The sequence below is a fragment of the Spirosoma arcticum genome, assembly GCF_054779955.1.
This window is the reverse complement of sequence record NZ_BAAGXG010000002.1, coordinates 41,402-66,441: the sequence shown is the minus strand read 5'-3', so window position 1 is coordinate 66,441 and position 25,040 is coordinate 41,402. Positions and strand designations below refer to the sequence as shown.

The following is a 25,040-nucleotide window of genomic DNA, read 5'->3' as shown; positions in this document are numbered from 1 at the left end:
CACCCACCCATACTCACCGCGCAATAACGATCTTTTGCGTCATCACAGCATCACCCGCTTTCAGCCGGACGAAATACAAACCCGCCGGTAGCTGACTCAGGTCAAGTTGCTGGCTAAACGTCGTACCGCCCACTTTAACGGTCGATTGCCGGAGCGCCTGACCGGTGGGTCCGGTGACGGTTAATGCCGCTTCGGCAATCGGTCTGTTGAGATCGGCTTCAACTCGAATCAGGCCCGTACTAACCGGATTTGGATAGACCGTGAATCGACCGGCGCTCACTGGTTCGCTGGCGAGTATTGGCGGTGGGGGTGGCACCTGTATTTCCAGGTTATCAATGGCCCAGCCCCAACCATTCACTAATTGATCGGCAAAGAGCCGGAACCGAATCAAGATCGTTTGCCCCGCCCGAAAATTTCCCGTTTCTAACAACGATACGGTCCGCCGTTTGTAGAGCGATGGCGTTCCCACCGCCGTTGAATTCTGCTCGTTCGACTGGCCCGGCGCAAAACTACGGTTGAACGTCGTCAGCCAGTCGCTTTGAGCGCTGGAACTGTAACCGTCGAGCAGTGGCCGCCAGGTTCGCCCGTTGTTGCTGGAGCCTTCTACAATCACGTAATCAAAGAAACCTTCATCACCAAACCGGCTTCCCTGCTCATTCGGCTCCACCAGCACAATCTCATCGTAGCGCATGACTGCACTGTCGGGATCAGCCTTGAGCGTGATTGGCGCCAGCAGCACGTATTCATAGTTGCTTTGAAACTGGTAGCTGCTGCCACTGCGATAGGGGTGCTCTGAATGGACCGCCGGATTAGAAAAACTGGCCGGTGTGGTTACGCTGAAACCGTAACTAACAAAATCAGTGGAGGCTGTGGTACCCTGAAAGTTATTAGCATACTGGTTGCGCGGGGCTTGCGGGGCCACGACCGTTAAGTCATAAAAGCCCGTTGCGGGGTTAACGGTTTGGTTTCTGGCCCGCGACGAATCCCGCGCCACAATTCGGTATGTCAGTTTGTCACCCACTTTGAGCGAGTTCGCCGGGAGAATAATCTGGTTCACATACACACTATCGTACAAAATACCGTCAATGGGACTCCGGCTGTAGCGCAGCGGCAAGGCGGGCTGAGCTTGTCCGTTAAGTTGATACTCTACATAGGCCGTGTCGATACCCGTTGGCCGGTTGTCCGAAATACGGACGTAAATCGGCAAACTATCAGCCACGGCGGTCGTGAAAATGAAGTTCTTCGGCGGGCTGTAGCGAACGGTTGGTGGGACGTTGTCCGGTCCAACCAGAACGCGGTGATAAGACTGCTGACCGGCGGGCAGTTTACCGGGGTTCGTAAACGCCCGGCCCGACGCATCCTGCGCCTGAAAATAATACCAGATGTCGCCCTGCGCCTGAGCAGCCGGGAGTGTGTATCGGTACTCGTCGGTGGTGCCAACCCGGGCGGGCGTAACCGCCGTAACCGTCGAATCGGTGGCCATGGGCGGACCTTTGCGGTAGAACAGCCGCACCGACCCATTCGCGATGGTTGTGTCGCTGATGACGTGGGTACTGAACACCAAATCCCTGATATCTTCGCTGCTTTCCAGCGGCTCGTGCAGCACCGACGTTGTTTTCCATTCCATGTCCAGCAGCGCGTTCAATACCAGCGGCCCCGGCGAGTGAATAGCTTCGGCATTGGCCAACTGGGGCGTCATCAGTGAATTAGGGTCTCGGGCGGGGTAGGTATTTTCGTCAAGGTGATACAGACTCGATCCCCGGTCAAAGGTGGATGGCGCGTAGAGCTTGGCGCGTTGACCCGTATTGCGTCTCAGGATCGGCCCGTTGAAGAACAGGTTATTGCCCGTGAATTGCCGAAACAGGAGCGTCGAGTTGTCGGGAAAAGCGTCCGTCGACGACACTAAGCGCTGCCCCTGATTATTCTCAATGAAATGGTCGTACACCCCCGGGAAACCATTCGACAGGTATTGGCCGACGTTCCCGTTTTCGGGCGCAGTGAAGTACCCGATGAAGCCCAGGCCGTGGCATATCTCGTGCAACACAACGGAAACCAGGTCCGTTTGTCCGGCGGGTGGATTGGCATCTAAGCCGTAATACCAATTGTTGTTACGATTAAAATCAGCCTCTATATCTGGTTCGCCCGGATTGTTGAGCTGCCGCCGGGCAATTTTTTCGGCCAGCGCAATCGGATAAATGCCGTTTGCTTTCTGAGTGCCATCGGAGCCGACCTCTATCGTGGTCGGTCCGGCGGAACCCAGAACACCCCGGTCCTGCTGACTCCAGTTGGCCTGAATGCGGATGGGCACCGACGACACAATGATGTTTGCCCAGATGTCGACGGCGTATTGAAAAGCGGTTTGTGCCTCGGGCGAAAAACCGGAATAAGTGACAACAATCTGCGCTGTAGGCGCTTGCCGCGCCCTGGGATTTTGGCGTCCCCTCAAAAAAGCGTCGGGCGGCAGAATCCGGGTGAACACGTCCCGCTCAGTCTTGTAGCATATGGTTTTTTGAGGAGGCAGAACCGCGTGCAGTTGCCGGGCCAGTTGGCCGTAAGCCCCCGTGGGAGCCGATGGCGTCGATTTAACCGTTCCAGTTGGGGAAATAGGTTGGCCCTGCACCAGCAGGGGCAGCGTAAGTCCGGCTGCGATACGCCACACCAGCGCAAGCCCGGCCCGGATTGGCCGGGTCAGTCCAGGCCGGTCCAATCCGGGCCGGGCCGATAAATTCCGATAAAGCATGTAGATTTCGTAAACTTGGGTCAATACTTAACGTACGTTTAGTTGGGGCGGGGCGTTGCAGGCAACTGAACGATAACAAGTGGTTAATTTCAATTAGTTACCTCCCGTGTGGGCGTCGCTCAGGCCGGTTCTTCGGTGCGTTTCAGCACCAACGACACAGAGTTCAGGCAGTACCGCATTCCGGTTGGCTTCGGCCCATCATTGAACACATGACCAAGGTGCGCGTCGCAGACATTGCACAGTACTTCAACACGAAACATGCCGTGGCTGTAATCTTTCTCCTGGCGAATGCGATCTTCCTCAAGGGGTTCGGTGAAACTGGGCCAGCCCGTTCCCGACTCGAACTTAGTTGTCGACTCGAACAGCTCAGTGCCGCAGCACACGCAGGCGTATAAACCGGGATCGTGCGCTTCGCAGTACTCGCCTGAAAAAGCCCGCTCCGTGCCTTTACCACGAGCCACCCTGTATTGTTCCGGCGTCAACTGCTGCCGCCACTCCTCATCGGTTTTAATAACTTTCTGAATCATACTCATTCGGATAATTGTTGGATGCAACACTATAAACGTAAAACGGATAGTCGCCCGATTTGTGTTTTTCGAGTTGTAAATTCGCACAAAGAAATGAGTTTTTAGTTTGTGCGGTTCCCCGCCGGGATTTGTAGTTGGCTGACCCATTCTTTTGCTCTTGCGTCAGCCAACTACAAATCCCGGCGGGGAACCGCACAAACTAAAAATCACTAACTGAAAAGACCCTTTGACCGTCCGCCAGATTTTACAGCAGTTTTGGGGATATGACGCCTTCCGGCCCATGCAGGAAGACGTGGTCAATACTGTGCTGGCCCGGCAGGATGCGCTCGTGCTGATGCCCACCGGCGGGGGTAAATCCATCTGTTTCCAGATACCCGCTCTGGCCATGAAAGGCGTTTGCATCGTTGTTACGCCCCTCATTGCGCTCATGAAGGATCAGGTTGAGCAACTGCGTCGGCGGGGCATTCCGGCAGCGGCCATCTACTCGGGCATGAACTACCGCGAGATCGACACCACGCTCGACAACTGCATCTACGGCAATACTAAATTCCTGTATCTCTCACCCGAACGGCTCCGCACCGAACTTGTTATCGAACGCGCCAAGTTAATGACCGTTTGTCTGCTGGCCGTGGACGAAGCGCACTGCGTTTCGGCCTGGGGTTATGATTTCCGACCGCCTTACCTGCAAATTGCTGAGTTCCGCGCTCTAATTCCCGAAACGCCGGTTATTGCCCTGACGGCTTCGGCCACGCCCGAGGTGCAGACCGATATTCTGGACAAACTGGCGATGCGTTCGCCTGAGGTGTTTCGGCAGACATTCGCCCGCCCGAACCTGTCGTATTCGGTCAGGCTGGACGAAAATAAAGAAGACCGGCTATTGCGTATTTTGGAGCGCGTGCCGGGTTCTGCCATCGTTTACGTCCGAAGCCGCAAACAAACGCAACAGGTAGCGCAGATGCTCATCCGGCAGAATATTTCCGCCGATTTTTACCACGCGGGCCTGACGAATGAGCAACGATCCGCCAAACAGGACGCCTGGATTCAGAATAAAACGCGGGTAGTGGTGGCGACAAACGCCTTTGGGATGGGTATCGACAAACCCGACGTCCGCGTGGTAGTTCACCTCGACGTACCCGATTCATTGGAAGCCTATTACCAGGAAGCAGGCCGGGCCGGGCGCGACGGGCAGAAAGCGTACGCCGTAATGCTCTACACGACCGGTGATCTGGAGAATCTGCGGTTCCGTACCGAGCAGCTTTACCAACCCGTGGCCATGCTGCGCCGGGTGTATCAGGCCATTGCCAACTACACGGCCGTGCCGCTGGGCGGGGGCGAATTCAGCAGCTACGACTTCGACCTGAGCGCGTTTACGACGACGTTTAGTTTGCCCCCGCAGGAAACGCATTACGCGCTGAAGCAACTGCAATTAGAGGCCTTCATTCAACTGAGCGAGAACTATTACAGCCCATCTAAACTGACACTGACGATGGACAATCGGCAACTGTACGAGTTTCAGGTGCTGAATCCGCGCTTCGATTCGTTCCTTAAGCTGATTCTTCGGATGTATGGGGGTGAGGTGTTCAGCGAGTTTATCACCATTTCGGAAACGGCGCTGGCGCGGGCTTTTAAGATCGACCAGAGCGAGGTGGTGACGCTGCTGGAGCAGTTGCATCAGCGGACGGTCATCATCTACGAAAAGCAGAAAGACAAACCCCAGCTTACCTATCTGACGCCCCGCCACGACGCTCCCTCACTGCCCATCAACGTCGCCGAACTGAACCGGCGCAAGGAACTGGCGATGCGCAAGGTGCAGGCCGCCACTCTGTACACTGAACACCCAACGCAGTGCCGAACCCGCCTGTTGCAGGCTTATTTCGGAGAAAAGCCCGGTGATCGTTGCGGCATCTGCGACAACTGCCTCAAAAAAAAGAAGGCTGCTGAAGGATCGATGCCTTCGCCCGAAGTGCGGGAGCAGGTACGCGACTATGTGGCTCTGGCTAACGGCCCCGGCGTATCGCCCAAGCAACTATCCTACCACTTCGCCCAAACCGACGCCGATGCACTTGCTCAGACCGTGAAGCAAATGCTGGCCGAGGAAGAAATCAAGTACAACAAAAACGGGAACCTGACGCTGAATCAAGTATGAAACCAATGGTTGACGTAGCAATTATCGGTGCCGGATTCGCTGGACTAGGCGCGGCCGTGCGGCTACAGCAGCGGGGCGACACCTCGTTTGTTGTTTTTGAGCGGGCCGCCGAAGTGGGTGGCACGTGGCGCGATAATGTGTATCCCGGCTGCGCCTGCGACGTTCCCTCTCACCTGTATTCGCTCTCCTTTGCGCCCAATGCGAACTGGTCGCGCATGTATTCGGCGCAGCCTGAAATTCTGGCGTATTTGAAAAACGTCGTCGAAACGCGCAGTTTGAACGATCACATCCGCTACAATTCGGAGATTATACGGGTTGAGTTTTCGGAGCAACACGGCTACTGGACGCTCACCGACCGGACCGACCGACAAACCACAGCCCGCGTGGTGTTGGCGGGCATTGGCCCGCTCAACCACCCAAGCTTACCAAAAATCGCCGGGCTGGAGCGGTTCGGGGGGCGGCAGTTCCATTCGGGTAACTGGGACAGCAGCTATGACCTGATGGGCAAGCGCGTGGCCATTATTGGTACGGGTGCTTCGGCCATTCAAATCGTACCCGCCATTGCCCCGGTCGTGCAACAACTCACCGTGTTTCAGCGCACGGCTCCCTGGGTGGCTCCCCGGCTCGATTTCGCCATGTCGCCCCGGCGGCAACGGCTGTTTCGGCGGGTGCCCCTGCTGCGCCGGGCTTACCGGTCGTTCATCTACTGGCTGAACGAATTCAAAGGGCTATCTTTCTTTGGTAACGAGACACTCAATAAATTTGGCACTCAGGTATCGCTGCGGCATATCAACACGCAAATTCAGGATCCCGAACTCCGGCGTAAGGTAACACCAGACTACAAACTTGGCTGCAAGCGCGTTTTAGTGTCGGACGATTATTACCCGGCGCTAACCCAACCCAATGTGGCGTTAGTGACCGATGGCATTGCCGAAGTCAAGGAGCATAGTATCGTAGACAAGACGGGGGTTGAGCGGCCGGTGGACGCCCTTATTTTCGGCACCGGTTTCGTGGCGGCCGATATCTTTCGGGAACTGAATATTGTGGGTTTGGGGGGCCGCGACCTATTAGCGGAGTGGCGCGTGACGGGCGCTCAAGCTCACTATGGCATGACAGTTTCGGGTTACCCCAATTTGTTGTTTCTGCTGGGGCCAAACTCGGGTCTGGGCCACAACTCCATTATCCACATGATTGAGTCGCAGTTGACATACGTGATGAGCTACCTCGACTGGCTCAAGCGGGCCAGCCCGAACGCTTACATCGACCTCAAACCTGAAGCCCAGCAAACTTACAACGAGGACATTCAGCAAAAACTACAGACCACCGTCTGGGCATCGGGTTGCCAGAGTTGGTATCAGAACGCCGAAGGCCGCAACACTACCCTCTGGCCGGGCCTGACGGTTACCTACCGCCGAGCCACCCGACGCGTGAACCCCACTGAGTACACGCTGCGGCAACCCAACCAAGTTTCTACTTTTGAACCGGTGACTGATTAAACAGAACCTATCGAACCAAGAAGGCCACTGAGACTAATCTCAGTGGCCTTCTTGACTTAGTAGCGGGAGCTGGACTCGAACCAGCGACCTTTGGGTTATGAGCCCAACGAGCTACCAACTGCTCCATCCCGCGGTGTTTGGACTGCAAAAGTACGGCGACTTTTTAGAAATGCAAACACGGATGCGAAAAAGTTTTAGGAGACGATGGAAACGTTTTCACAAACGCGCCGGTTGTTTTGAAAGCCACTGGCAATCAGCCAGTGGGATCACCTACGTATGACTACAGAAGGAAGCATCGAATTTCCGGCCGATCATAAGGCCGGCTTCGTCAGTATTGTTGGTAAGCCCAACGTCGGCAAATCCACCCTGATGAACCAGCTCGTGGGCGAGCGGCTGTCCATTATCACGGCCAAAGCCCAGACTACCCGTCACCGCATTATGGGTATTCTGAACGGAACCCATAACGGCCAGGAATTTCAACTCGTTTACTCCGACACGCCCGGCATCATAAAGCCCGTTTATAAGCTCCATGAGTCGATGATGAGCTTTGTGCGCGGCTCCATCGAAGACGCCGACGTAGTGCTGTTTGTGACGGATATTTTTGAGCAACACGACGAAAACGACGTGATCGAGCGGCTGCAAAAATCCGAAGTGCCGGTTTTGTTGCTTATTAATAAGATTGACCAGGCCACACAGGAGCAGGTTGAGGAGAAAATGGCCTACTGGAAGGAGAAGTTTAACGCACAAGAAATCATACCCATCTCGGCGCTGAACGGCTTCAACATAGACCGGGTATTCGAGGAACTCATCAGCCGTCTGCCGCAGCACCCGCCTTATTTCCCCAAAGATGAACTGACTGACAAACCCGAGCGGTTTTTCGCGTCTGAAATTATCCGGGAGAAAATTTTTCTGAATTATAAAGCCGAAGTGCCGTATAGCAGCGAAGTTGTGGTAACGGGATTTAAGGAGAAGGACGACATCATCGTTATTCAGGCCGAAATTCTGGTCGAGCGGCCAACGCAGCGGGCGATTCTGCTCGGCGAAGGCGGCAAAATGATTAAAAAAACGGGCATTATGGCTCGCATGGAACTCGAACGGTTCTTCGGCAAAAAAGTATATCTCGAACAATTCGTCAAAGTAGAACCCGACTGGCGCCAGAAAGAGCGGATGCTCAAACGGCTGGGGTATGACGAATAATAGTTGGCAAGTCGTTGAGTCAGCCAATCAGTCAGTTTGCTGATGCGGTACTAACTCACCGACTGATTAACTAACCAACTCACCGACTTTATAAAATGGCAAACATAGTTGCAATCGTTGGCCGCCCGAATGTGGGCAAATCCACGCTGTTTAACCGGTTGACGGAACAGCGGCAGGCCATTATGGATAATCAGTCCGGCGTTACGCGCGACCGGCATTACGGCACTGCCGAGTGGAACACGCATTATTTTACCGTCATCGACACGGGCGGTTACGTCGTCGGGTCCGAAGACGTGTTTGAGGAATCGATCCGCGATCAGGTTGAAATTGCCATTCAGGAATCGACCGTACTGCTGTTCGTGGTCGACACGCAGACCGGCATCATGGGCTTGGATGAGGACTTTGCTAATGTCCTGCGCCGGTCCAACAAGCCGGTGTTTGTGGTAGCCAACAAAGCTGAGACGGCCGAACGGTCACACAGCGCGGCCGAATTCTACGGGCTTGGTTTGGGAGACCCCTACCCTATCTCGTCTATGACCGGCACCGGCACGGGCGATTTGCTCGACGAAGTAATCAAACACTTCCCGAGTGAAGGCATTGAAAACCCTGACGCGGGCATTCCAAAGATTGCGATTTTGGGGCGGCCAAACGTGGGCAAATCGTCGTATCTGAACGTGCTGACGGGGCAGGAGCGCAGCATTGTCACCAGTATAGCGGGCACTACCCGCGACGCCATCAATACCCGATACAAGGCGTATGGCAAGGATTTCATCCTGACCGATACGGCCGGAATCCGGCGCAAATCCCGCGTCGACTCAAACATTGAATTCTACTCGACTCTGCGGGCATTGAAGGCAATGGAGGACTCGGACGTGTGCATTGTCATGCTCGACGCCACGCGCGGGATGGAAGCCCAGGACATGAACATCATTGGGCAAGCCATTAAGGCAAAGAAAGGAGTCGTCATCATGGTGAATAAGTGGGACGCCGTTGAAAAAGATCAGCGAACCGCCGATGTGCTGCGGAAGGAGATGATTCAGCGCCTGATGCCCATCGACTACCTGCCGATCATTTTTGCATCGGTGCATGAGAAGCAGCGCATTTTCCAGGTGATGGAAAAAGCCATGCAGGTGTACGAAAATAAGAGTAAGAAGGTTACGACCTCCAAGTTAAACGAAGCCATGCAGGCGGAGATTGAAAAATACCCACCTCCATCACTTAAAGGCAAATTCGTCAAAATTAAATATATGGTGCAGGTCCCAACGCCCTCGCCGACGTTCGTATTCTTCTGTAACCTGCCGCAGTACGTGCCGGAAGCGTACCAGCGCTTTTTGGAAAATAAACTTCGGGAACATTTCGACTTCGAGGGCGTGCCGATAACCGTGTTTTTCCGGCAGAAGTAACGACTGATGTTTGGGTTTATTAGCGTGCAGGTGTTTAGTTTTCGGGGCAACTGTAACTAAACATCTGCACGTGGCTTGTTTTAATGCAACAAATCATTCGCTCCCGCTACTGGATTGGCACTTTTCTGGTATTTCTGGCGGCTTTTTGTTTTGCCACGAAGGGCATTCTGATTAAGCTGGCGTATGCGTACCCAATTGACTCGATCTCGCTGCTCACGTTGCGGATGTTGTTCGCATTGCCATTTTACGTGGGTATTGCGCTCAATCTGGCGCGACAGGGACCACCAATGCACCTAACAGCCAAACAATGGACAACGCTGTTTGTGCTGGGCATTACTGGCTATTATGCCGCCAGTTTCTTTGACTTTTTAGGGTTGATTTACATCACCGCCAGTTTGGAGCGGGTCTTGCTGTTCACTTACCCAACATTCGTTTTGCTGTTGAATGCCATCGGATTTGGGCGACGGGTTTCACGATTGCAACTACTGGCGCTTGGCCTGACCTACGCGGGCATCTTGTTCGCATTTGTGGGTAACATCGATGCGACAGTTCAGAGAAACGTTGTACTGGGTGCGTTTTGGGTTGTTCTGAGCGGACTGGTCTACGCGATCTACTTAGTTGGCAGCGACCGGATGATTGCCCGCGTTGGATCGCAGCGATTTACATGTTATGCCATGATGGCAGCCACCGTTCCAACGGTGCTGCACTGCGCCATTCAGAATGGATTACAACTCGGCAACTACCCAATGCCTGTTTATGCGCTGGGGTTAAGCATGGGGGTTTTTGTGACGGTTGTTCCTACTCTCTTACTCGCAGAGGGCATTAAGCATGTCGGGTCGGGCAATGCATCGATCATTGGCAGCGTCGGACCGGTTTTCACCATTATTCTATCAGCAACGGTTCTGAACGAGACAGTTAGCTGGAAACAGATAATCGGTACATTATTCGTGTTAGCGGGCGTACTTCTGATCGGCTGGCGGGGAAACCGGCAGGCCAGACCTGTTTCGGCACTTAACGATTAATTAGCTACTGATTACAGCTCATCTGAAGCTATCGAGGCCATTTACTTATGAATATTCATACGAATCAATGCGTTCTCATTGTATTATAGGATTTCAACGACCTTTAAATAAATTGTAGCTCACATTCAATCAGTTATCCGCTATATATGCGCTATATTAATATAAATTTATTCATTACACGCGTCTGATGGACTCCACTACCATGACTACTAACAATGTTACAACCGACGATAAACGCATTGATAAAGCAGCTTATGTGCTGAAAGCTATAGCGCACCCATTGCGTATTAAAATTATTCAGATGCTGAATGAGAACAAGGAACTCAACGTGTCGGCGATTTACAAGAATCTAAATGCCGAGCAGTCCCTAATCTCTCATCACCTTATTAATATGCGCGATAAGGGCATTTTGGACATTCGGCGTAGTGGCAAGAACATCTATTATTTTCTGGTGGATAGCGCCGTATCAGAGGTTATCGAGTGCATCTATAAGAGCAAAATTCTGAATTAGTACCGGATTACGACCAGCCAACAAAAACGCGGGTTAATGGCCTATTTACGTATAGGTCCATCAACCCGCGTTTTTGCGTGTTAATCTACGGTGGAAACTACCCAAACAATTCGCCTGCCTTAAAAGGCGGTACAATACCTAAGTGCAGATACGCTTTCTCGGTTGCTTCCCGGCCGCGTGACGTACGCTTCAGGAAACCTTCCTTAATAAGGAACGGCTCATACACTTCCTCAATCGTCTCCGACTCCTCGCCACAGGCCGTTGCAATGGTTGTCAAACCAACCGGACCGCCTTTGAACTTCTCTATAATGGTAGACAATATACGGTTGTCCATATCGTCCAGACCGTTCTGGTCAACCTCCAGAGCGCTCAGCGCAATTTCGGCAATGTCGACGTTGATGTAGCCGTTTCCTTTCACCTGCGCGAAGTCGCGGGTACGGCGCAGGAGATTATTGGCAATACGTGGTGTTCCCCGGCTGCGTCGGGCAATTTCGTAAGCGCCCATTTCGTCGATGGCCGTACCCAGAATCGCCGATGATCGCATTACAATACTCGTCAGCAGTTCAGCATCGTAATACTCTAACCGGCAACTGATGCCAAACCGCGCCCGCAAGGGCGATGTAAGCATACCAGCGCGGGTGGTGGCACCAATCAGCGTAAACGGGTTCAGCTTGATCTGGACGGTGCGGGCGTTAGGGCCCGAATCGAGCATGATGTCGATTTTGTAGTCCTCCATAGCCGAGTACAGGTACTCCTCCACAATGGGATTGAGCCGGTGAATCTCGTCGATGAACAGAACGTCGTTGGGCTGGAGATTGGTGAGCAGCCCGGCCAGGTCGCTGGGTTTGTCCAGAACCGGCCCGGACGTCATTTTGATATTGGCATTAAGCTCGTTGGAAATGATGTGCGACAGAGTCGTTTTGCCCAGACCAGGGGGGCCGTGGAGCAGCACATGGTCCAGCGCGTCGCCCCGCTGCATGGCCGCCCGAACAAACACTTCGAGGTTGTCGAGCACCTTGGCCTGCCCCGTAAAATCGGCGAACGAGAGCGGCCGGAGTGCCCGTTCGATCTCTTTGTCAGTGGCCGTCATTCCTTCGCCGGAGCCTTTCAAAAATTCGTTTCGCATAAGTTGTGGTTGATGCAAAATTGGGCCTGATTCCCCAAAAACCAGCGAATCAGGTCATATCGTTTACGTCAAATTTACAAAAAAAACCACAGAAAAACACTACCGAATTAAGAGGACAGAGCCCTGTTTTACCACCCGTTTTCGCTCGGGAAACGACTCGCTTTTGTAGCTAAGCACGTACGGATATAACATGGGAGGATAGGCCGTTCCTTTGTACATACCATCCCATTTCTGCTCAGGATTGTTGCTTACAAAAATCACCTCACCCCAGCGGTTGTACACCCGAAACTCATAATCGGATACGTAAGCAGTGAATACCTGCAATACATCGTTCAGGCCATCATCGTTTGGCGTAAACGCGTCGGGGACACTCGCCCTCGGTTCGCACTGGTTCAGGACGCGGGCGACGGCCGTGGCGGTGCATCCCTGCGGGTCAGTTACAAGAACGCCGTACTGCCCCGCCTGGTTAACCGTAATGATTCGGGTGGTATCATTGCTCGCAAGCCACAGATAGCGCAAACCAGCGGCTCCACTGGCCGAGAGCTGCACGTTGCCCCGGTCGCCTTCGCAGAGCGCAGCCTCCCGCGTGAGCGCGAACGCCGGTGCCGCACGGTCGTTTACCCGCACACTGCTACGGCCAACGCATCCGTTCTGGGTGTTCCGGACAACAATGCTGTAAGCACCCGGCTGTGTAACAGAGATTGTTGGCGAAGTTGCGCCGGTACTCCATTGATAGATGTTACCCGGCAGGTCGCCGTCGCGGGTGGCGAGCGTAACAGGATTACCTAAGCACTTGAGTGTATCGGGAACGAGCCGGGCAAAGCCAGTACTATCCAACCCCACCCGGATACTGTCGAGCAACACTTTGCAGCCATTTGCGTCGGTAACCTGTACATTGTATAAGCCCGGTGCTGCTTTGTCAAATACCGGCGTCGTTGCCAGCGGGCTATTGGCCGGATTAAGCCAGGTATAAACGGCGGCCGTTCCACCCGACACAGTCAGGCTGATTGTCCCACTATTGGGTACGCTGCACAGCGCATCTTTCACCACCGGCGTTAATGACAGCGTGTTAGCCGACGATTTCAGCGTGAAAGCGGTATCTGCTTTACAGGCGTATACGGAGTCGGTAGCGCTGATTGTGTAGGTGCCTTCGGGCAAGTTAACCTGCCGGTTGGTGTTCTGGACTAACGCTGTGCTATCCCCCCCACCCCAGGTGTACAAATACGTACCGGCCGGGCTGGGAGTCAACTCAATAACGCCATCGGCCGACGTACACGCCTTCGGTGCGGTCAGCGCGGCCCGCAACGTGAGTTTAGGCAGTTCGTTTACCCGAATTGTATCGGAATTTTCGCAACCGGACGGGTTCGTAGCCGTAACCGTGTACGTACCAGCCTTCGACACGCTCGTGGTTCGTTCTGTACCTCCATTGCTCCACGCAAACTGGTTCCAGGTCTGCTGGGGTACTCGCAACGTGACCGCCGACCTATAACAAAAGACGGTGTCCGGTCCCAGATCGAGCGAAGGCACGGGCTTTATCTGCACTTCAATGGTGTCGCTCTTGAAACAGCCACCGTTAGCGGCTATGCCCACTACCAAATAGTAGCCCGGCCGGTCGAGTTTTAAGGTCTTTTCCCGGCTGACTACCCGGCCACTGACAAGCCAAACATACACTTTAGCCTCAACTTTGAGGTCGAGCGTAATTCCCTTTTTATTACAAATGGCGGTGTCGGCCCCCAGATTAATGTCGGGTGGTGTTTCAACAATGGTGATCGTATCGGTGATTGTGGTGTCTTTACAAATGCCCCTGCCGTTGCTCAGTTGCGTCACAATCCGCAGACTGACCGTGTAGTCACCTACCTGCGCGTATGTATGTACCTGGGGTTGTAGAGCCGTCGTTGAAACAGGGCGGCTACCATCGCCAAATGTCCAAGTGTAGGTTTCTTTTAGCTTAGGGCAGTTGGGACTGGCCTGGAAAATAGTCGGTTGCCTGGCGCACGTGTCGGCGTAAGTAAAGCCTGGTCCGCTGGAGTTGTCGTTGAAATTGGCAACCAAGTTCGGCAAGCCCAGTTGACTATTTTTGCCGCCCAGTGTTTGCCCGTTTGGATTAAAGATCAGGCTATCCAGTAATCCGCCGTTCGGATTTTCGATGGTTCCGAGCGAACTACTACCCTGAATGGCTACGTAGAGCCGCCCGTCCGGCCCAACCTGAATGGAGCCGTACTGCCGCGTGGTACTGCTATCGACCACCGTTCGGGAACCGGTTAGGAGCGAATCCTTCTGATTCAGGTCATACTTTACAATGTAGGACGCTCCTTTCTGGCTACCGTCGGTATTCGTATCGGCCAGCATCGTCACATATAGAGTCTTACCATCAGGCGAAAACTCGACGCCATACGCTTTGGGGGGCGCGGGGCCTAACTGAAGCGTTCGGTTAAAGGTCATATTACCCGTCGAGTCGTTAAAGGTGTAGAGATCAACCGAGTTCTGGGGCGGTCCCGGAATAACGACGGCCATTGGCCGGTTGCCTTCGTTGCCGCCGGTGGTATCGGCCGGTCCAATCTTGATGTAGCCTTCGGCTTGTCCCAGCGAGTCAATCTTCTGGCCTCCTTCGTACGTGGTGAGGGTAGGCGTTTCGGCGCGGGTCAGGTGCCGAATTTCAAACCGGTTCGTTCCGAAAACGCGTGTGATGACCCAATACGTTGAGTCGCGCTCGTTTTGAACCGACGCCGACTGCTCAGTACCTTGGCTCGATACGGGAACGTTCTTCTCGACAATAGCACCCTTGCCGCCGTTTTGGCGCATGTCGACTACGCTATAGGTCAGCAGTTTCCGACCCCGAATCTCGGACGTCGTGTACACGTAGTATAAATATTCGCACCCCCGGCAGGTAGGTTTGGGCACGATAAGGGCAGATTGAGTCGAGCGGGAGTTGCCACCCAGCGGCTGCTGCACCGTGCTGGTATCACCCGGCACGAGTGACTTCAGCGGCTTACCATCTTTATCAAAAATTATGACGCCATCCGTGTAAAATAGCAGTATGCCCTTTGTGTTGGCAATGGACGATGACCCTTCGATTGTGCTCAAATTGCCATCGGTGATCGGTTTTGGCGTGCCGCCCCCGCTGAAATCCAGCCCGGCATTCTGCCCGAAATACCATTTCACGCCCTGCGATTCTTTCTTCTCTCCGCACACATCCACGTTGATGCGATCCTGATAGGTACACCCATTAACGTCAATGGCTTCGACCGAGTAACAACCTGAGCTATCAACCTGAATACTTTGGGTCGTATCGCCCTTGGGATACCATAAAAATCGAACTCCCGGCGGAGTCTGACCGCCCGCGTATGGATCGAGAGTTATTTTCTCGCCTGTACAAATGGTGGTATCAGTCTTCCACTGTGGAAACGGTTGCGGCCGGTTATAGATCGTAACCCTCCTCTCCACTGTCTGCGTCACCCCATTGACCGTTCGGGTCAGGCGAACCGTGTACGTGCCGGGCTGCTGATAAACGTGCCGCGCCACCGAGTCTTGCTGCTTCGTGACGGTACCACCGTCACCAAAATCCCACACCCGCGTCGTAACGCCAGTCAGTGCACTATCGTTGAATGTGATGGAGTCGGCATTACATTCCTGGTCAGGAACGCAGGCTTTGCCACTGATGCGGAAAGCAGGAGCCGATGACTGAGCAAAAGCCGCACTTAGCCCCGCCAGCGAAAGCAGCAGCACCCAAAGTCCGACGAAACGTGAATGACTATTAGACCTAAACATGAAGAAATGCTGACAGTGCCCACCTACTCAAATTCATCCCTCGACATAACAGACAACGGGGGCATTACGTTAGTATAAACGAAGCGGCTGCGTTAAAATTTTATCGCTCTACAACCGGAAAACGGCTATAAAACCACCTAACTTTAAGGGTAGCTTAGGCCTACGATCTAATCTGTTTTTCGTCTGTCAACGTACCTGATTAGTTGGCTTAATCTTTGCCCCACTTTGTCATTATGAGTAAGCAATACGCACTGGCGATTCTGATCGTTGCACTGAGTCGCCTGGCCTTAGCGCAAGACCCGCAGTTCACGCAGTTTTATGCGGCCCCCCAATACCTGAATCCGGCTTTCGCTGGTTCGGCATTAGCTCCGCGCATCACGGCAAACTACCGTAATCAATGGCCCGCCATCACCAATTACGTGACATCGATGGTTGGCGTTGATCATTACATTGATAAATTTAACAGTGGCGTTGGATTACTGCTCATGAACGACAATCAGGGACAGGGCAACATTCGATCAACGGAAATTGGTCTGCAATACGCTTACCAGTTTCAGGTCAGTGAGTCGTCGTTTGTGCGATTGGGATTGCAAGGCTCGTATGTGACCCGAAACATCAATTACTTCGGCCTGACATTTGGCGATCAATACACCGACCGGGGCTTCATTCAGGGCAGCGTGAGTGGCGATGCCGGGCTTTTGGGCGGTTCGCCCCGCAATAGATATCTTGACTTTTCAACGGGTGGGCTGTTCTACTCCGACTGGTTTTGGGTGGGCGCTTCGGCGCACCACATCAATCGGCCCAATCAGGATTTTGTGGTTAGTGCAAATAATAGGTTACCCGTCAAGGGCAGTATTCATGCCGGACTGCGAATTCCACTGGCGGGCTACACGGGTTTAGCCGATGAGCAGGACCGAGAAATCAGCTTCTCGCCGGTCATTCTGTACAAATTTCAGGGTAAATACGATCAGTTGGATTTGGGGGCATACCTGACCTATTCGCCCATTACCCTCGGCGCATATTACCGGGGTATTCCGTTCAAGAAATACAACCAGACCATCAATAACCACGACGCGGTTGCGCTGCTAGCGGGTTACCGGGTCGACAAGTTTTCGATTGGCTACAGCTACGACGTTACTGTTTCGACACTCGGCAACAGCGGTGGTTCCCACGAACTATCCCTATCGTACATTTTCGACAGGCCCGAAGGTCGACGGGGAGGTCCCAGAAGAAAGAACCGTGCTTTGCCGTGTCCGAAATTCTAAGGTATCACGGACGGACGACCAATTGCACCGTGTAGCGGCTCTTCTGCTCTACTAACAGCTTCTTATTTATCAGCACCCGGTCGATGGTTGCCTGATCGTAATAACGGATGGTGATAAGTTCCAGACCGTCGTTGTAGCTCACCCGGAAATCCTGCTTCAGTTGCTCCAGCAATGCCGGAACCCGTTCAGAATCGCTATCGACCACGACCGAGAAGCTGATTGCGGTATTCTGCATCAGATTGATTTTAACGCCCATTTGTGCAAATCGGCCGAAGATCCGACTTAGATTATCCTCCGCGATAAACGAAAAATCGTTTGGATGCAGCGAAATCAGCACTTGATTGATTTTGAAGATGAACGACGGAATGGCCAAATGCTGCTCAAATTTGCCAATGACCGTTCCGGGTGCGTCGGGCTGCACAAACGAGCGGACGTAGAGCGGGATGCCCTTATTTTGTAACGGCTTAATGGTTTTCGGGTGAATGACCGTTGCACCGTAGTACGCCAGTTCAATAGCATCCTGGTAGGTCAATTGCTCCAGCAGCACCGTCTCGTCGAACCATTTCGGGTCTGCATTCAGCACCCCCGGCACGTCTTTCCAGATCGTGACACTCTCGGCGTTTAAGCAGTAGGCGAAGATAGCGGCTGTGTAGTCGGAACCTTCGCGACCAAGGGTTGTGGTCCGCCCCGGTTCGGCTTGCCCAATAAATCCCTGGGTCACGGTGACGACATCGGCCGATACGGCTGTGTTTATTTGCCGACTGGTTTCATCCCAATTCACGCGCCCTTCGCGAAATGTGGAATCGGTACGCACAAGCAGCCGGGCGTCGGTCCAGCGCGTTGGAATGCCGGTCTGCGTCAGATAAGCGGCTACGATCTGGGTGGATATAACTTCGCCAAGCGAAACGATCTGATCATACGTTTCGTCGTAAGAACTGGTAGTGGGTTGCGTCAGATAAGTCTCAAGACCCTCCATCGTTTGGTAAACAGCCGCAAAATCACCCGGCAACTCACGCATGATACCTTCATGGTAAGATCGCAGCGTTTGTAGCTCGCGTTGGACGTCACCGGTCTGCTGGTCCACATAAGCCCGGACCAGTCGTTCCAGCGCATTTGTCGTTTTGCCCATTGCCGAAACAACGACCACCGCCCCTTTTCCCTGCGTTCGAAGGATTTCTGCCAGGTTGCGCACCCCGACCGCGTCTTTTACCGACGCCCCACCAAACTTGAAAACCCTTCTCAAAATAGAATGAACAATGTAAAATGGATAATGCTTAACGAAGAACAGATAATGAGACAGTCAGCCATTATCCATTCTTCATTAAGCACTATCCATTGATTAAACTGCAACAGCCCGGCCAGTGAAAAGCAACTCCCGAACGGCGTCCGCAATGCCCTGGGGGTCGAAACCGCACTCGTGATGCAACTCGATTTGCTCACCATGTTCAATAACGGCATCGGGAATACCCAGCCGTTTGACGCGGGCCATGTAACCATGATTGGCCATGAACTCCAGTACCGCGCTGCCAAAGCCCCCCATTACGCAGCCATCCTCAACGGTCAGCACTCGGTCGAACCGGCTGAAGATTTGGTGCAGCAACGTTTCGTCCAATGGCTTCACGTACCGCATATCGAAATGCGCGGGGCGAATGCCTTCTTTGGCCAGCATCCGGGTAGCGTCAACGGCGTAGTTGCCAATATGACCAATGGTTAATATTGCCACGTCCTCGCCATCACTAACCAGTCGGCCCCGGCCAATAACCTGCTTTTCGAGCGGGGTCTTCCAGTTGGGCATCACACCTTCACCCCGTGGGTAGCGAATAGTGAACGCCCGTTTTCCCTGTTGCACCTCGTCGGACTGAGCCGTGAACATCATGTTCCGCAATTCCTGCTCGTTCATCGGCGCGGCCACAATCATGTTCGGAATGCAGCGCATATAAGCCAAATCATAAGCCCCGTGATGCGTTGGCCCATCCGCCCCGGCAAATCCGGCTCGGTCGAGACAGAAAATAACGGGTAGCTCCTGAATGCACACGTCGTGAATGACCTGATCGTAGGCCCGCTGCATAAACGTGGAGTAAATATTGCAGAACACCACTTCGCCCTGCGTAGCCATACCGGCCGAGAAGGTCACCGCGTGTTGCTCAGCAATGCCCACATCAAACGCCCGTGTCGGCATGGCTTTCATCATAATATTCATCGATGAACCCGAAGGCATGGCTGGCGTGACGCCCACAATGCGAGGGTTTTCCGCAGCCAACTCGACCAGTGTATGCCCGAACACATCCTGGTATTTAGGCGGCTGGGGAGTATCATACACTTTCTTTTTGATCTCGCCCGTCACCTTGTCGAACAAACCGGGCGCGTGCCATTTAGTCTGATCTTTCTCCGCCAACGCATAGCCTTTACCTTTAACGGTAAGCACGTGGAGCAGTTTCGGGCCGGGAATATTCTTCAGATCATCCAGAACGCTCACCAAATGGTCTATGTCATGACCGTCGATGGGACCAAAATACCGCAGGTGTAAGGACTCGAACAGGTTACTTTGCTCCAACAGCGAGCTTTTAACACCCGACTGCACCTGCGACACCAGTTCCTGAGCCGTTTTGCCGAGTTTATTCATTTTACCCAGCAGGTTCCAAACCTCGTCTTTTACCCGGTTATAGGTTTGCGACGTTGTAATATCAGTCAGGTATTCGCGCAGGGCACCCACGTTTGGGTCAATGCTCATGCAGTTATCATTCAGTACGATGAGCAGATTGCTGTCAGTAGCGCCTGCGTGGTTCATACCTTCAAAGGCTTCGCCAGCGGTCAGAGCGCCATCACCAATAACCGCAATGTGGTTGCGCGTTGTATTGCCCTGCAACTGCGAAGCCATAGCCATGCCTAAAGCCGCCGAGATGGACGTGGATGAGTGACCAACCCCGAACGAATCGTATTCGCTTTCCTTCCGTTTCGGAAAGCCAGATAAGCCCTTGTAAAAGCGGTTGGTGTGAAACCGGTCGCGCCGACCCGTAAGAATCTTGTGTCCGTAAGCCTGATGGCCCACGTCCCAGACCAATTGGTCGTCGGGCGTGTTAAACACATAATGCAACGCAACCGTTAGCTCAACTACGCCAAGACTGGCACCAAAATGCCCACCATAAACCGATACATCATCGATGATAAACTGTCGAAGTTCGTCGGCAACCTGAGGTAAGCGGGATTTATCGAGTTTACGAAGGTCATCGGGCGTGTTGATGGTGGCCAGTAAGTTGCCGGGGGTAATCAGCATATTGGTGACAGGTATGCGTCTGTGTAACAACAACAAACGTACAGATTACAATGTTTCCCTGAGCGGTCAGTCCAGGAGTTTATACTACGAAAGTACCTTAATTTTAGATTCGATTATAAAAAAACAAAGCCCAACATTGCCTGAATACGTTCAAATGCAATAAGGGCTATTATTTTTTGAGGATACAGAAATAAATTATCAGACGGTCTGTGGCCATCGGATGGCAGGGAATATGCAAACTAAGTTTTAATTTCGCTGACTGGCCCGGAACAACTTCTGTTTTTCTTCGCGGGTTAGACTTTCGTAGCCAGATCGCGAAATTTTATCCAGAATCATGTCCACCTCGTCCTGGTCGGGCGTTGCCGAGGTAGACGGCTGTCCTCCAGTCGACGCGAATGGACTGACTTGAGGACTGGCACCACTCCGCTGCCGGTACGATACTTTCACGGCGGGTTTTGGCCGCAGCATACTACTCCATCCCTCCATGAGCCAATAAATCGGTCGGCCGAGATCAGTACCGCTCTGGAGGAATTTTACATAGAAAAAGCCCATGATGGCGCCACCAAGATGCGCCAGGTTTCCACCAGCATTTGACCCTGCCGACTGAGCGATGGACAAAACGATGAAGAAGAAAACAATGTATTTAATTCGAACGGGTCCGAAAAACAGCAGGTGAAACGTATAATTCGGCAATAGCGTGGCCGCGCCCACAGCGACTGAAAAAGCAGCCGCCGACGCACCCAGCATTCGGGCAGCCGCATCGGACGTGTTCTGAAAGTACGGAACCGTGTTGAACATCAGCAAATAAAGCAATCCACCGGCTACGCCACCCATGATGTACAGACCAACCAGCCGACGATTTCCTAGGTACTCGTCGATCAGCCGACCAAACCAGTACAGAAACAGCATGTTGTACAGGATGTGGAAAATATCTTCATGCGTAAAGAAGTACGTGAACAGCGTCCAAGGCTTATGCAAAAAGCTCATGATTCCGGCCGGAATCAACAGTTGATTCTGAATAAGGTAGTAATTAGGCAGTTGCCCAGCCATTGTTAAACCGACTTTCGTCAGTAACAACACCAGGAACACCACCGTATTCACCAATATCAATTGCACCAACGTGTTGTTGGGCTTGCTGAATTCGCTCCGAAAATCATCAAACAACCCGCTCATCACTAATAAAATGTTTTCCGTTGTGAACCCCAGTACTTAATTAATATAAATGCAAACAACATGCCACCGATATGGGCAAAATGCGCTACGTTGTCGGCTTGCGTCTGGTATAATCCCGAATAAACCTCCATTGCTCCGTAAAAGATAACGAAGTATTTTACTTTTATCGGTATAGGTGGAAACAATAAAAATAGCTGAGTGTTCGGAAACAACAATGCGACCCCCATCATTACCCCAAATATAGCGCCCGACGCACCAACCATCGGCTGATCGACCTGTTCGAGATACAAGCGGTTAACAATCTGCAGGCTACCTTCAATCAGTTGCGGGTTGGTTGGCTGCTGCTCGTACCGCTCCACAAACGACGCTACCTGATCGTAGAACGATTGCGCCTGCGTATCGACGAACCCAATAAATCCTTCCGGCGTTGGGTTGGCCCGGTAGTCCCGAACCGCATCGTATACGTCGCGAATCTCAAAATAGTTTATGCCCGAAAACAGGAGCGCGGCCCCGATTCCACAGAAAAAGTAAAAGAACGTAAACCGGCTGGGGCCCCAAGACCGCTCCAGCATTGGCCCAAACACAATCAACCCGAACATGTTGCTCAAAATATGCCTAAACCCACCATGCAGAAACATGTGCGTAAGCAACTGAATTGGGTTGAACTCATCCGACAGGAATGAATGCAGACCAAACTGCTGAATTATGTTTTCATTCGTGATAAGGAAAACCAGTACGTTTATAATCAACAGAGCACGAACAACCGGGGTAAAAGAAAACATCTTGTTTTGACTAATTTACACTGCTTAACCCAATTTTTAGCGAAAAAGTCCCGCAATTTTATCCAACGTCAACACAACCGTCACCAAGTCACCGGTTGGGGTGTAAGTAGGATTGGTAGAAGCAAACAATTGATCGATAAGTGCCTTGCGCTCAGTAGCGCTAAGACGGGTTGTGTGCCGCATGGATGACCGCCGGGCCAGCGACCGGGCCAGCGACTCAGCCCGGTCCAGTTTTAAATGACCGGTATCGGACCGAAATTGGGCCAGCAGGTTGGCAAACAACTCTTCTTCATTTTCACCCATCGTCAGCGTTGGCACGCCCCTAATCACAAACGTATTCTGCCCTAACTCATCAAATTCAAAGCCCAGATTCGTCAGGTCGTCGCGCAGTTCGGTGGCTAACTGGAAATCGACGGGGCTAAGCGTAACTGTTTTGGGAAACAGCAACTGCTGCGAAGCACCGTTGCGCGTGGTTAGTGATGCCTGGAACTGATCGTATAAAATTCGCTCGTAAGCCCGGCGCTGGTCAATCAGCAACATCCCCGACTTCACCGGAGACATCAGATACCGATTTAGTACCTGCACGATGTTATCTTCCTCAATGACCACCTGACTGATCGGCTCCTGTGCATCAACAGCCTCTTTCAATTGATTGACCCGGCTTCCCAGCGTAACCGATTCGCTCTCGGGCGACGCCGGGGCAGTGGATATCGAACCGGATCGGGCCGGAGTGAGCCAGTCTCCACCCTCTCCTGGTTTGGCGGGCTCATGCGTTGGTGATTCAGTTCCGGCAACACCCTCGAACAAAGCCTGCCAATTGTTAACCGATGGCCGGGGCTTAGCCATATCGAAACTGCTTCCTGCTGCGCCATCCAACGATTCACTCCGGGAAGATGACGCACTGGTAGACCGACGTTCTGTAGTAGATCGGTCCGCCGATGCGGGAGGAGCGCTGGCTGATGCGCCTGCCGCCCATGACGCCGTAATGGGCTTGGCATCGGGGCGACCTTCGGCCCCCGACGCTTTGCCAGAACTGTTACCCCGCCCACCCGACAGGAAATTAACATCTGATTCAAAGTCGAGCGACGGCGACAGGTTATAAACGCCCACCGCCTTCCGAACGGCCGCCATCATAATAGCATACACGGAACGCTCATCGTCGAATTTAATTTCAGTTTTAGTCGGATGGATATTGATGTCGATGTGTGATGGATCTATTTCGATGAAGAGGACATAAAACGGATGGCTTCCTTCGGGCAACGTACCTTCGTACGCCCCCACTACGGCATGGTGCAGGTAATTATGCTTGATGAACCGGTTGTTGACAAAAAAGAACTGCTCGTTGCGGGCTTTCTTAGCCGACTCAGGCTTACCGATGAATCCATGCACCGTTACGTAGGGCGTCTGCTCATCACACTGATTCAACTGCTCGCGGTAGTTCTTACCGAACATGTCGATGATGCGTCGGCTAAGCTTTCCAGCGGGTAAATTATAAACCTCCTGATCGTTGTGAAATAGTGAAAATGCCACCTCCGGATTGGCCAGCGCCACCCGTTGAAATTCGTCCAGAACATGGCGCATCTCGACTGAGTTTGATTTCAGAAAGTTGCGCCGGGCCGGGACATTAAAAAACAGGTTCTTTATTAGTAAGTTCGTTCCTGGCAGACACGATATTGATTCCTGCGCTTTGATTTCTGACCCTTCAATGCGGATGAGTGTACCGAGCTCCTCCTCTGCCCGGCGTGTTCGCATCTCAATCTGAGACACGGCCGCGATGGACGCGAGTGCTTCTCCCCGGAACCCCATTGTCCGAATTCTGAACAGATCGTCTGACGTGCGAATTTTGGACGTAGCATGGCGTTCAAAGCTCATACGGGCGTCGGTTTCGGTCATACCGGCCCCATCGTCCACAATCTGAATCAAATTCCGGCCTGCTTCACGAATGATAACCTGTATGGATTTAGCTTTCGCATCGACCGAGTTTTCGAGCAACTCTTTCACAACCGACGCTGGCCGCTGCACCACCTCACCGGCGGCAATCTGGTTGGCAATCGAATCGGGCAGTAGCTGGATTACGTTTAACATGGCTGAGGAATTCTCTTCATCACGGCCATTCGCCGTGTTCTACAATATACGAAGAAAACGGCAAGCCGGGCGGTATAATTCAGATAAACTACAGGAGTTATAAATTGAACGAAGAAGCCACAAAAACGAGACGGATGTGTCTCATTTTTGTGGCTTTTCAAACGACTGACGTCTACAACCAATCGTTAAACTTTAATCTCTACATCAACTCCACTCGGCAATTCGAGTTTCATCAGCGCATCGACCGTCTTGGCACTGCTGCTGTAGATGTCAACTAACCGTTTGTAGGTGCAAAGCTGAAATTGCTCCCGTGCCTTCTTGTTCACGTGGGGCGACCGCAGCACGGTGTAGATTTCCTTGTCGGTCGGCAGGGGAATCGGCCCGCTGACAATAGCACCCGTCGACTTAACGGCTTTAACAATCTTCTCAGCCGACTTATCAACCAGCATGTGGTCGAACGATTTCAGCTTAATGCGAATTTTCTGACTCATTGTGTTGTGGTTCGTTATGTGAGAATGCTTGCCG

The 25,040-nt window shown here is 52.8% G+C and carries 17 protein-coding genes and 1 tRNA gene; 7 read left to right on the top strand and 11 right to left on the bottom strand.

The annotated features are described in order from the left end of the window. Positions 1–13: 13 nt before the first annotated feature. Complete coding sequence (locus ACYVHB_RS04770) at positions 14–2,740, bottom strand: T9SS type A sorting domain-containing protein (protein ID WP_461050130.1); 2,727 nt, start codon at positions 2,738–2,740, stop codon at positions 14–16. A gap of 119 nt (positions 2,741–2,859) precedes the next feature. Beyond that, entirely contained in the window at positions 2,860–3,267 is a 408-nt protein-coding gene (gene msrB, locus ACYVHB_RS04765; RefSeq protein WP_461050128.1) for a peptide-methionine (R)-S-oxide reductase MsrB, read from the bottom strand. 226 nt (positions 3,268–3,493) lie between these two features. Here msrB and ACYVHB_RS04760 point away from each other — a divergent pair, with 226 nt between their 5' ends. Beyond that, positions 3,494–5,413, top strand: a complete 1,920-nt coding sequence (locus tag ACYVHB_RS04760) for a RecQ family ATP-dependent DNA helicase (RefSeq protein ID WP_461050126.1) — start codon at positions 3,494–3,496, stop codon at positions 5,411–5,413. After that, positions 5,410–6,909 (top strand): flavin-containing monooxygenase, encoded by a 1,500-nt coding sequence (locus tag ACYVHB_RS04755; protein ID WP_461050124.1) that lies wholly within the window; start codon positions 5,410–5,412, stop codon positions 6,907–6,909. Before ACYVHB_RS04760 ends, ACYVHB_RS04755 begins: the two co-directional genes overlap by 4 nt. Before the next feature lie 60 nt (positions 6,910–6,969). Here ACYVHB_RS04755 and ACYVHB_RS04750 read toward each other — a convergent pair. Then, positions 6,970–7,042: transfer RNA gene (locus tag ACYVHB_RS04750), tRNA-Met, on the bottom strand. A 143-nt stretch (positions 7,043–7,185) separates the two neighbouring features. Here ACYVHB_RS04750 and era point away from each other — a divergent pair. The 4 genes from era (at position 7,186) to ACYVHB_RS04730 (ending at position 11,042) form a co-directional block, all read left to right on the top strand. Beyond that, entirely contained in the window at positions 7,186–8,106 is a 921-nt protein-coding gene (era, locus tag ACYVHB_RS04745) for a GTPase Era (protein WP_461050122.1), read from the top strand. 95 nt (positions 8,107–8,201) lie between these two features. Next, positions 8,202–9,509, top strand: coding sequence for a ribosome biogenesis GTPase Der (gene der / locus ACYVHB_RS04740; protein ID WP_461050120.1), 1,308 nt, complete (start codon positions 8,202–8,204; stop codon positions 9,507–9,509). A gap of 83 nt (positions 9,510–9,592) precedes the next feature. Next, positions 9,593–10,531: a DMT family transporter gene (locus ACYVHB_RS04735; RefSeq protein WP_461050118.1), complete on the top strand. Its 939-nt coding sequence runs from the start codon at positions 9,593–9,595 to the stop codon at positions 10,529–10,531. Positions 10,532–10,733: 202 nt separating this feature from the next. Beyond that, positions 10,734–11,042, top strand: coding sequence for an ArsR/SmtB family transcription factor (locus ACYVHB_RS04730; protein WP_461050116.1), 309 nt, complete (start codon positions 10,734–10,736; stop codon positions 11,040–11,042). Between the two features lie 97 nt (positions 11,043–11,139). Here ACYVHB_RS04730 and ruvB read toward each other — a convergent pair whose 3' ends face one another. Continuing rightward, positions 11,140–12,168, bottom strand: a complete 1,029-nt coding sequence (gene ruvB, locus ACYVHB_RS04725) for a Holliday junction branch migration DNA helicase RuvB (RefSeq protein WP_461050114.1) — start codon at positions 12,166–12,168, stop codon at positions 11,140–11,142. Between the two features lie 99 nt (positions 12,169–12,267). After that, positions 12,268–15,936, bottom strand: coding sequence for a PKD domain-containing protein (locus ACYVHB_RS04720; RefSeq protein WP_461050113.1), 3,669 nt, complete (start codon positions 15,934–15,936; stop codon positions 12,268–12,270). 233 nt (positions 15,937–16,169) lie between these two features. Between ACYVHB_RS04720 and ACYVHB_RS04715 the strand changes: the two genes are divergently transcribed. Beyond that, complete coding sequence (locus ACYVHB_RS04715) at positions 16,170–17,201, top strand: PorP/SprF family type IX secretion system membrane protein (RefSeq protein ID WP_461050111.1); 1,032 nt, start codon at positions 16,170–16,172, stop codon at positions 17,199–17,201. Positions 17,202–17,205: 4 nt separating this feature from the next. Here the strand turns inward: ACYVHB_RS04715 and ACYVHB_RS04710 are convergent, their stop codons facing one another. The 6 genes from ACYVHB_RS04710 to rpsJ all read right to left on the bottom strand — a co-directional run bounded on the left by ACYVHB_RS04710 (position 17,206) and on the right by rpsJ (position 25,006). Then, positions 17,206–18,444: an aspartate kinase gene (locus ACYVHB_RS04710; protein WP_461050109.1), complete on the bottom strand. Its 1,239-nt coding sequence runs from the start codon at positions 18,442–18,444 to the stop codon at positions 17,206–17,208. A gap of 96 nt (positions 18,445–18,540) precedes the next feature. Next, a complete protein-coding gene (gene dxs, locus ACYVHB_RS04705; RefSeq protein WP_461050107.1) occupies positions 18,541–20,475 on the bottom strand; it encodes a 1-deoxy-D-xylulose-5-phosphate synthase in 1,935 nt (644 codons plus the stop codon). Between the two features lie 246 nt (positions 20,476–20,721). Then, the gene (locus ACYVHB_RS04700; RefSeq protein ID WP_461050105.1) at positions 20,722–21,648 is read right to left on the bottom strand and encodes a rhomboid family intramembrane serine protease; all 927 of its coding nucleotides are present in this window, start codon (positions 21,646–21,648) and stop codon (positions 20,722–20,724) included. Between the two features lie 2 nt (positions 21,649–21,650). After that, complete coding sequence (locus tag ACYVHB_RS04695; protein WP_461050103.1) at positions 21,651–22,430, bottom strand: rhomboid family intramembrane serine protease; 780 nt, start codon at positions 22,428–22,430, stop codon at positions 21,651–21,653. A gap of 36 nt (positions 22,431–22,466) precedes the next feature. Continuing rightward, the gene (mutL, locus tag ACYVHB_RS04690; RefSeq protein WP_461050101.1) at positions 22,467–24,515 is read right to left on the bottom strand and encodes a DNA mismatch repair endonuclease MutL; all 2,049 of its coding nucleotides are present in this window, start codon (positions 24,513–24,515) and stop codon (positions 22,467–22,469) included. Positions 24,516–24,700: 185 nt separating this feature from the next. After that, positions 24,701–25,006, bottom strand: a complete 306-nt coding sequence (gene rpsJ, locus ACYVHB_RS04685) for a 30S ribosomal protein S10 (protein WP_077922220.1) — start codon at positions 25,004–25,006, stop codon at positions 24,701–24,703. Positions 25,007–25,040 lie beyond the last annotated feature (34 nt).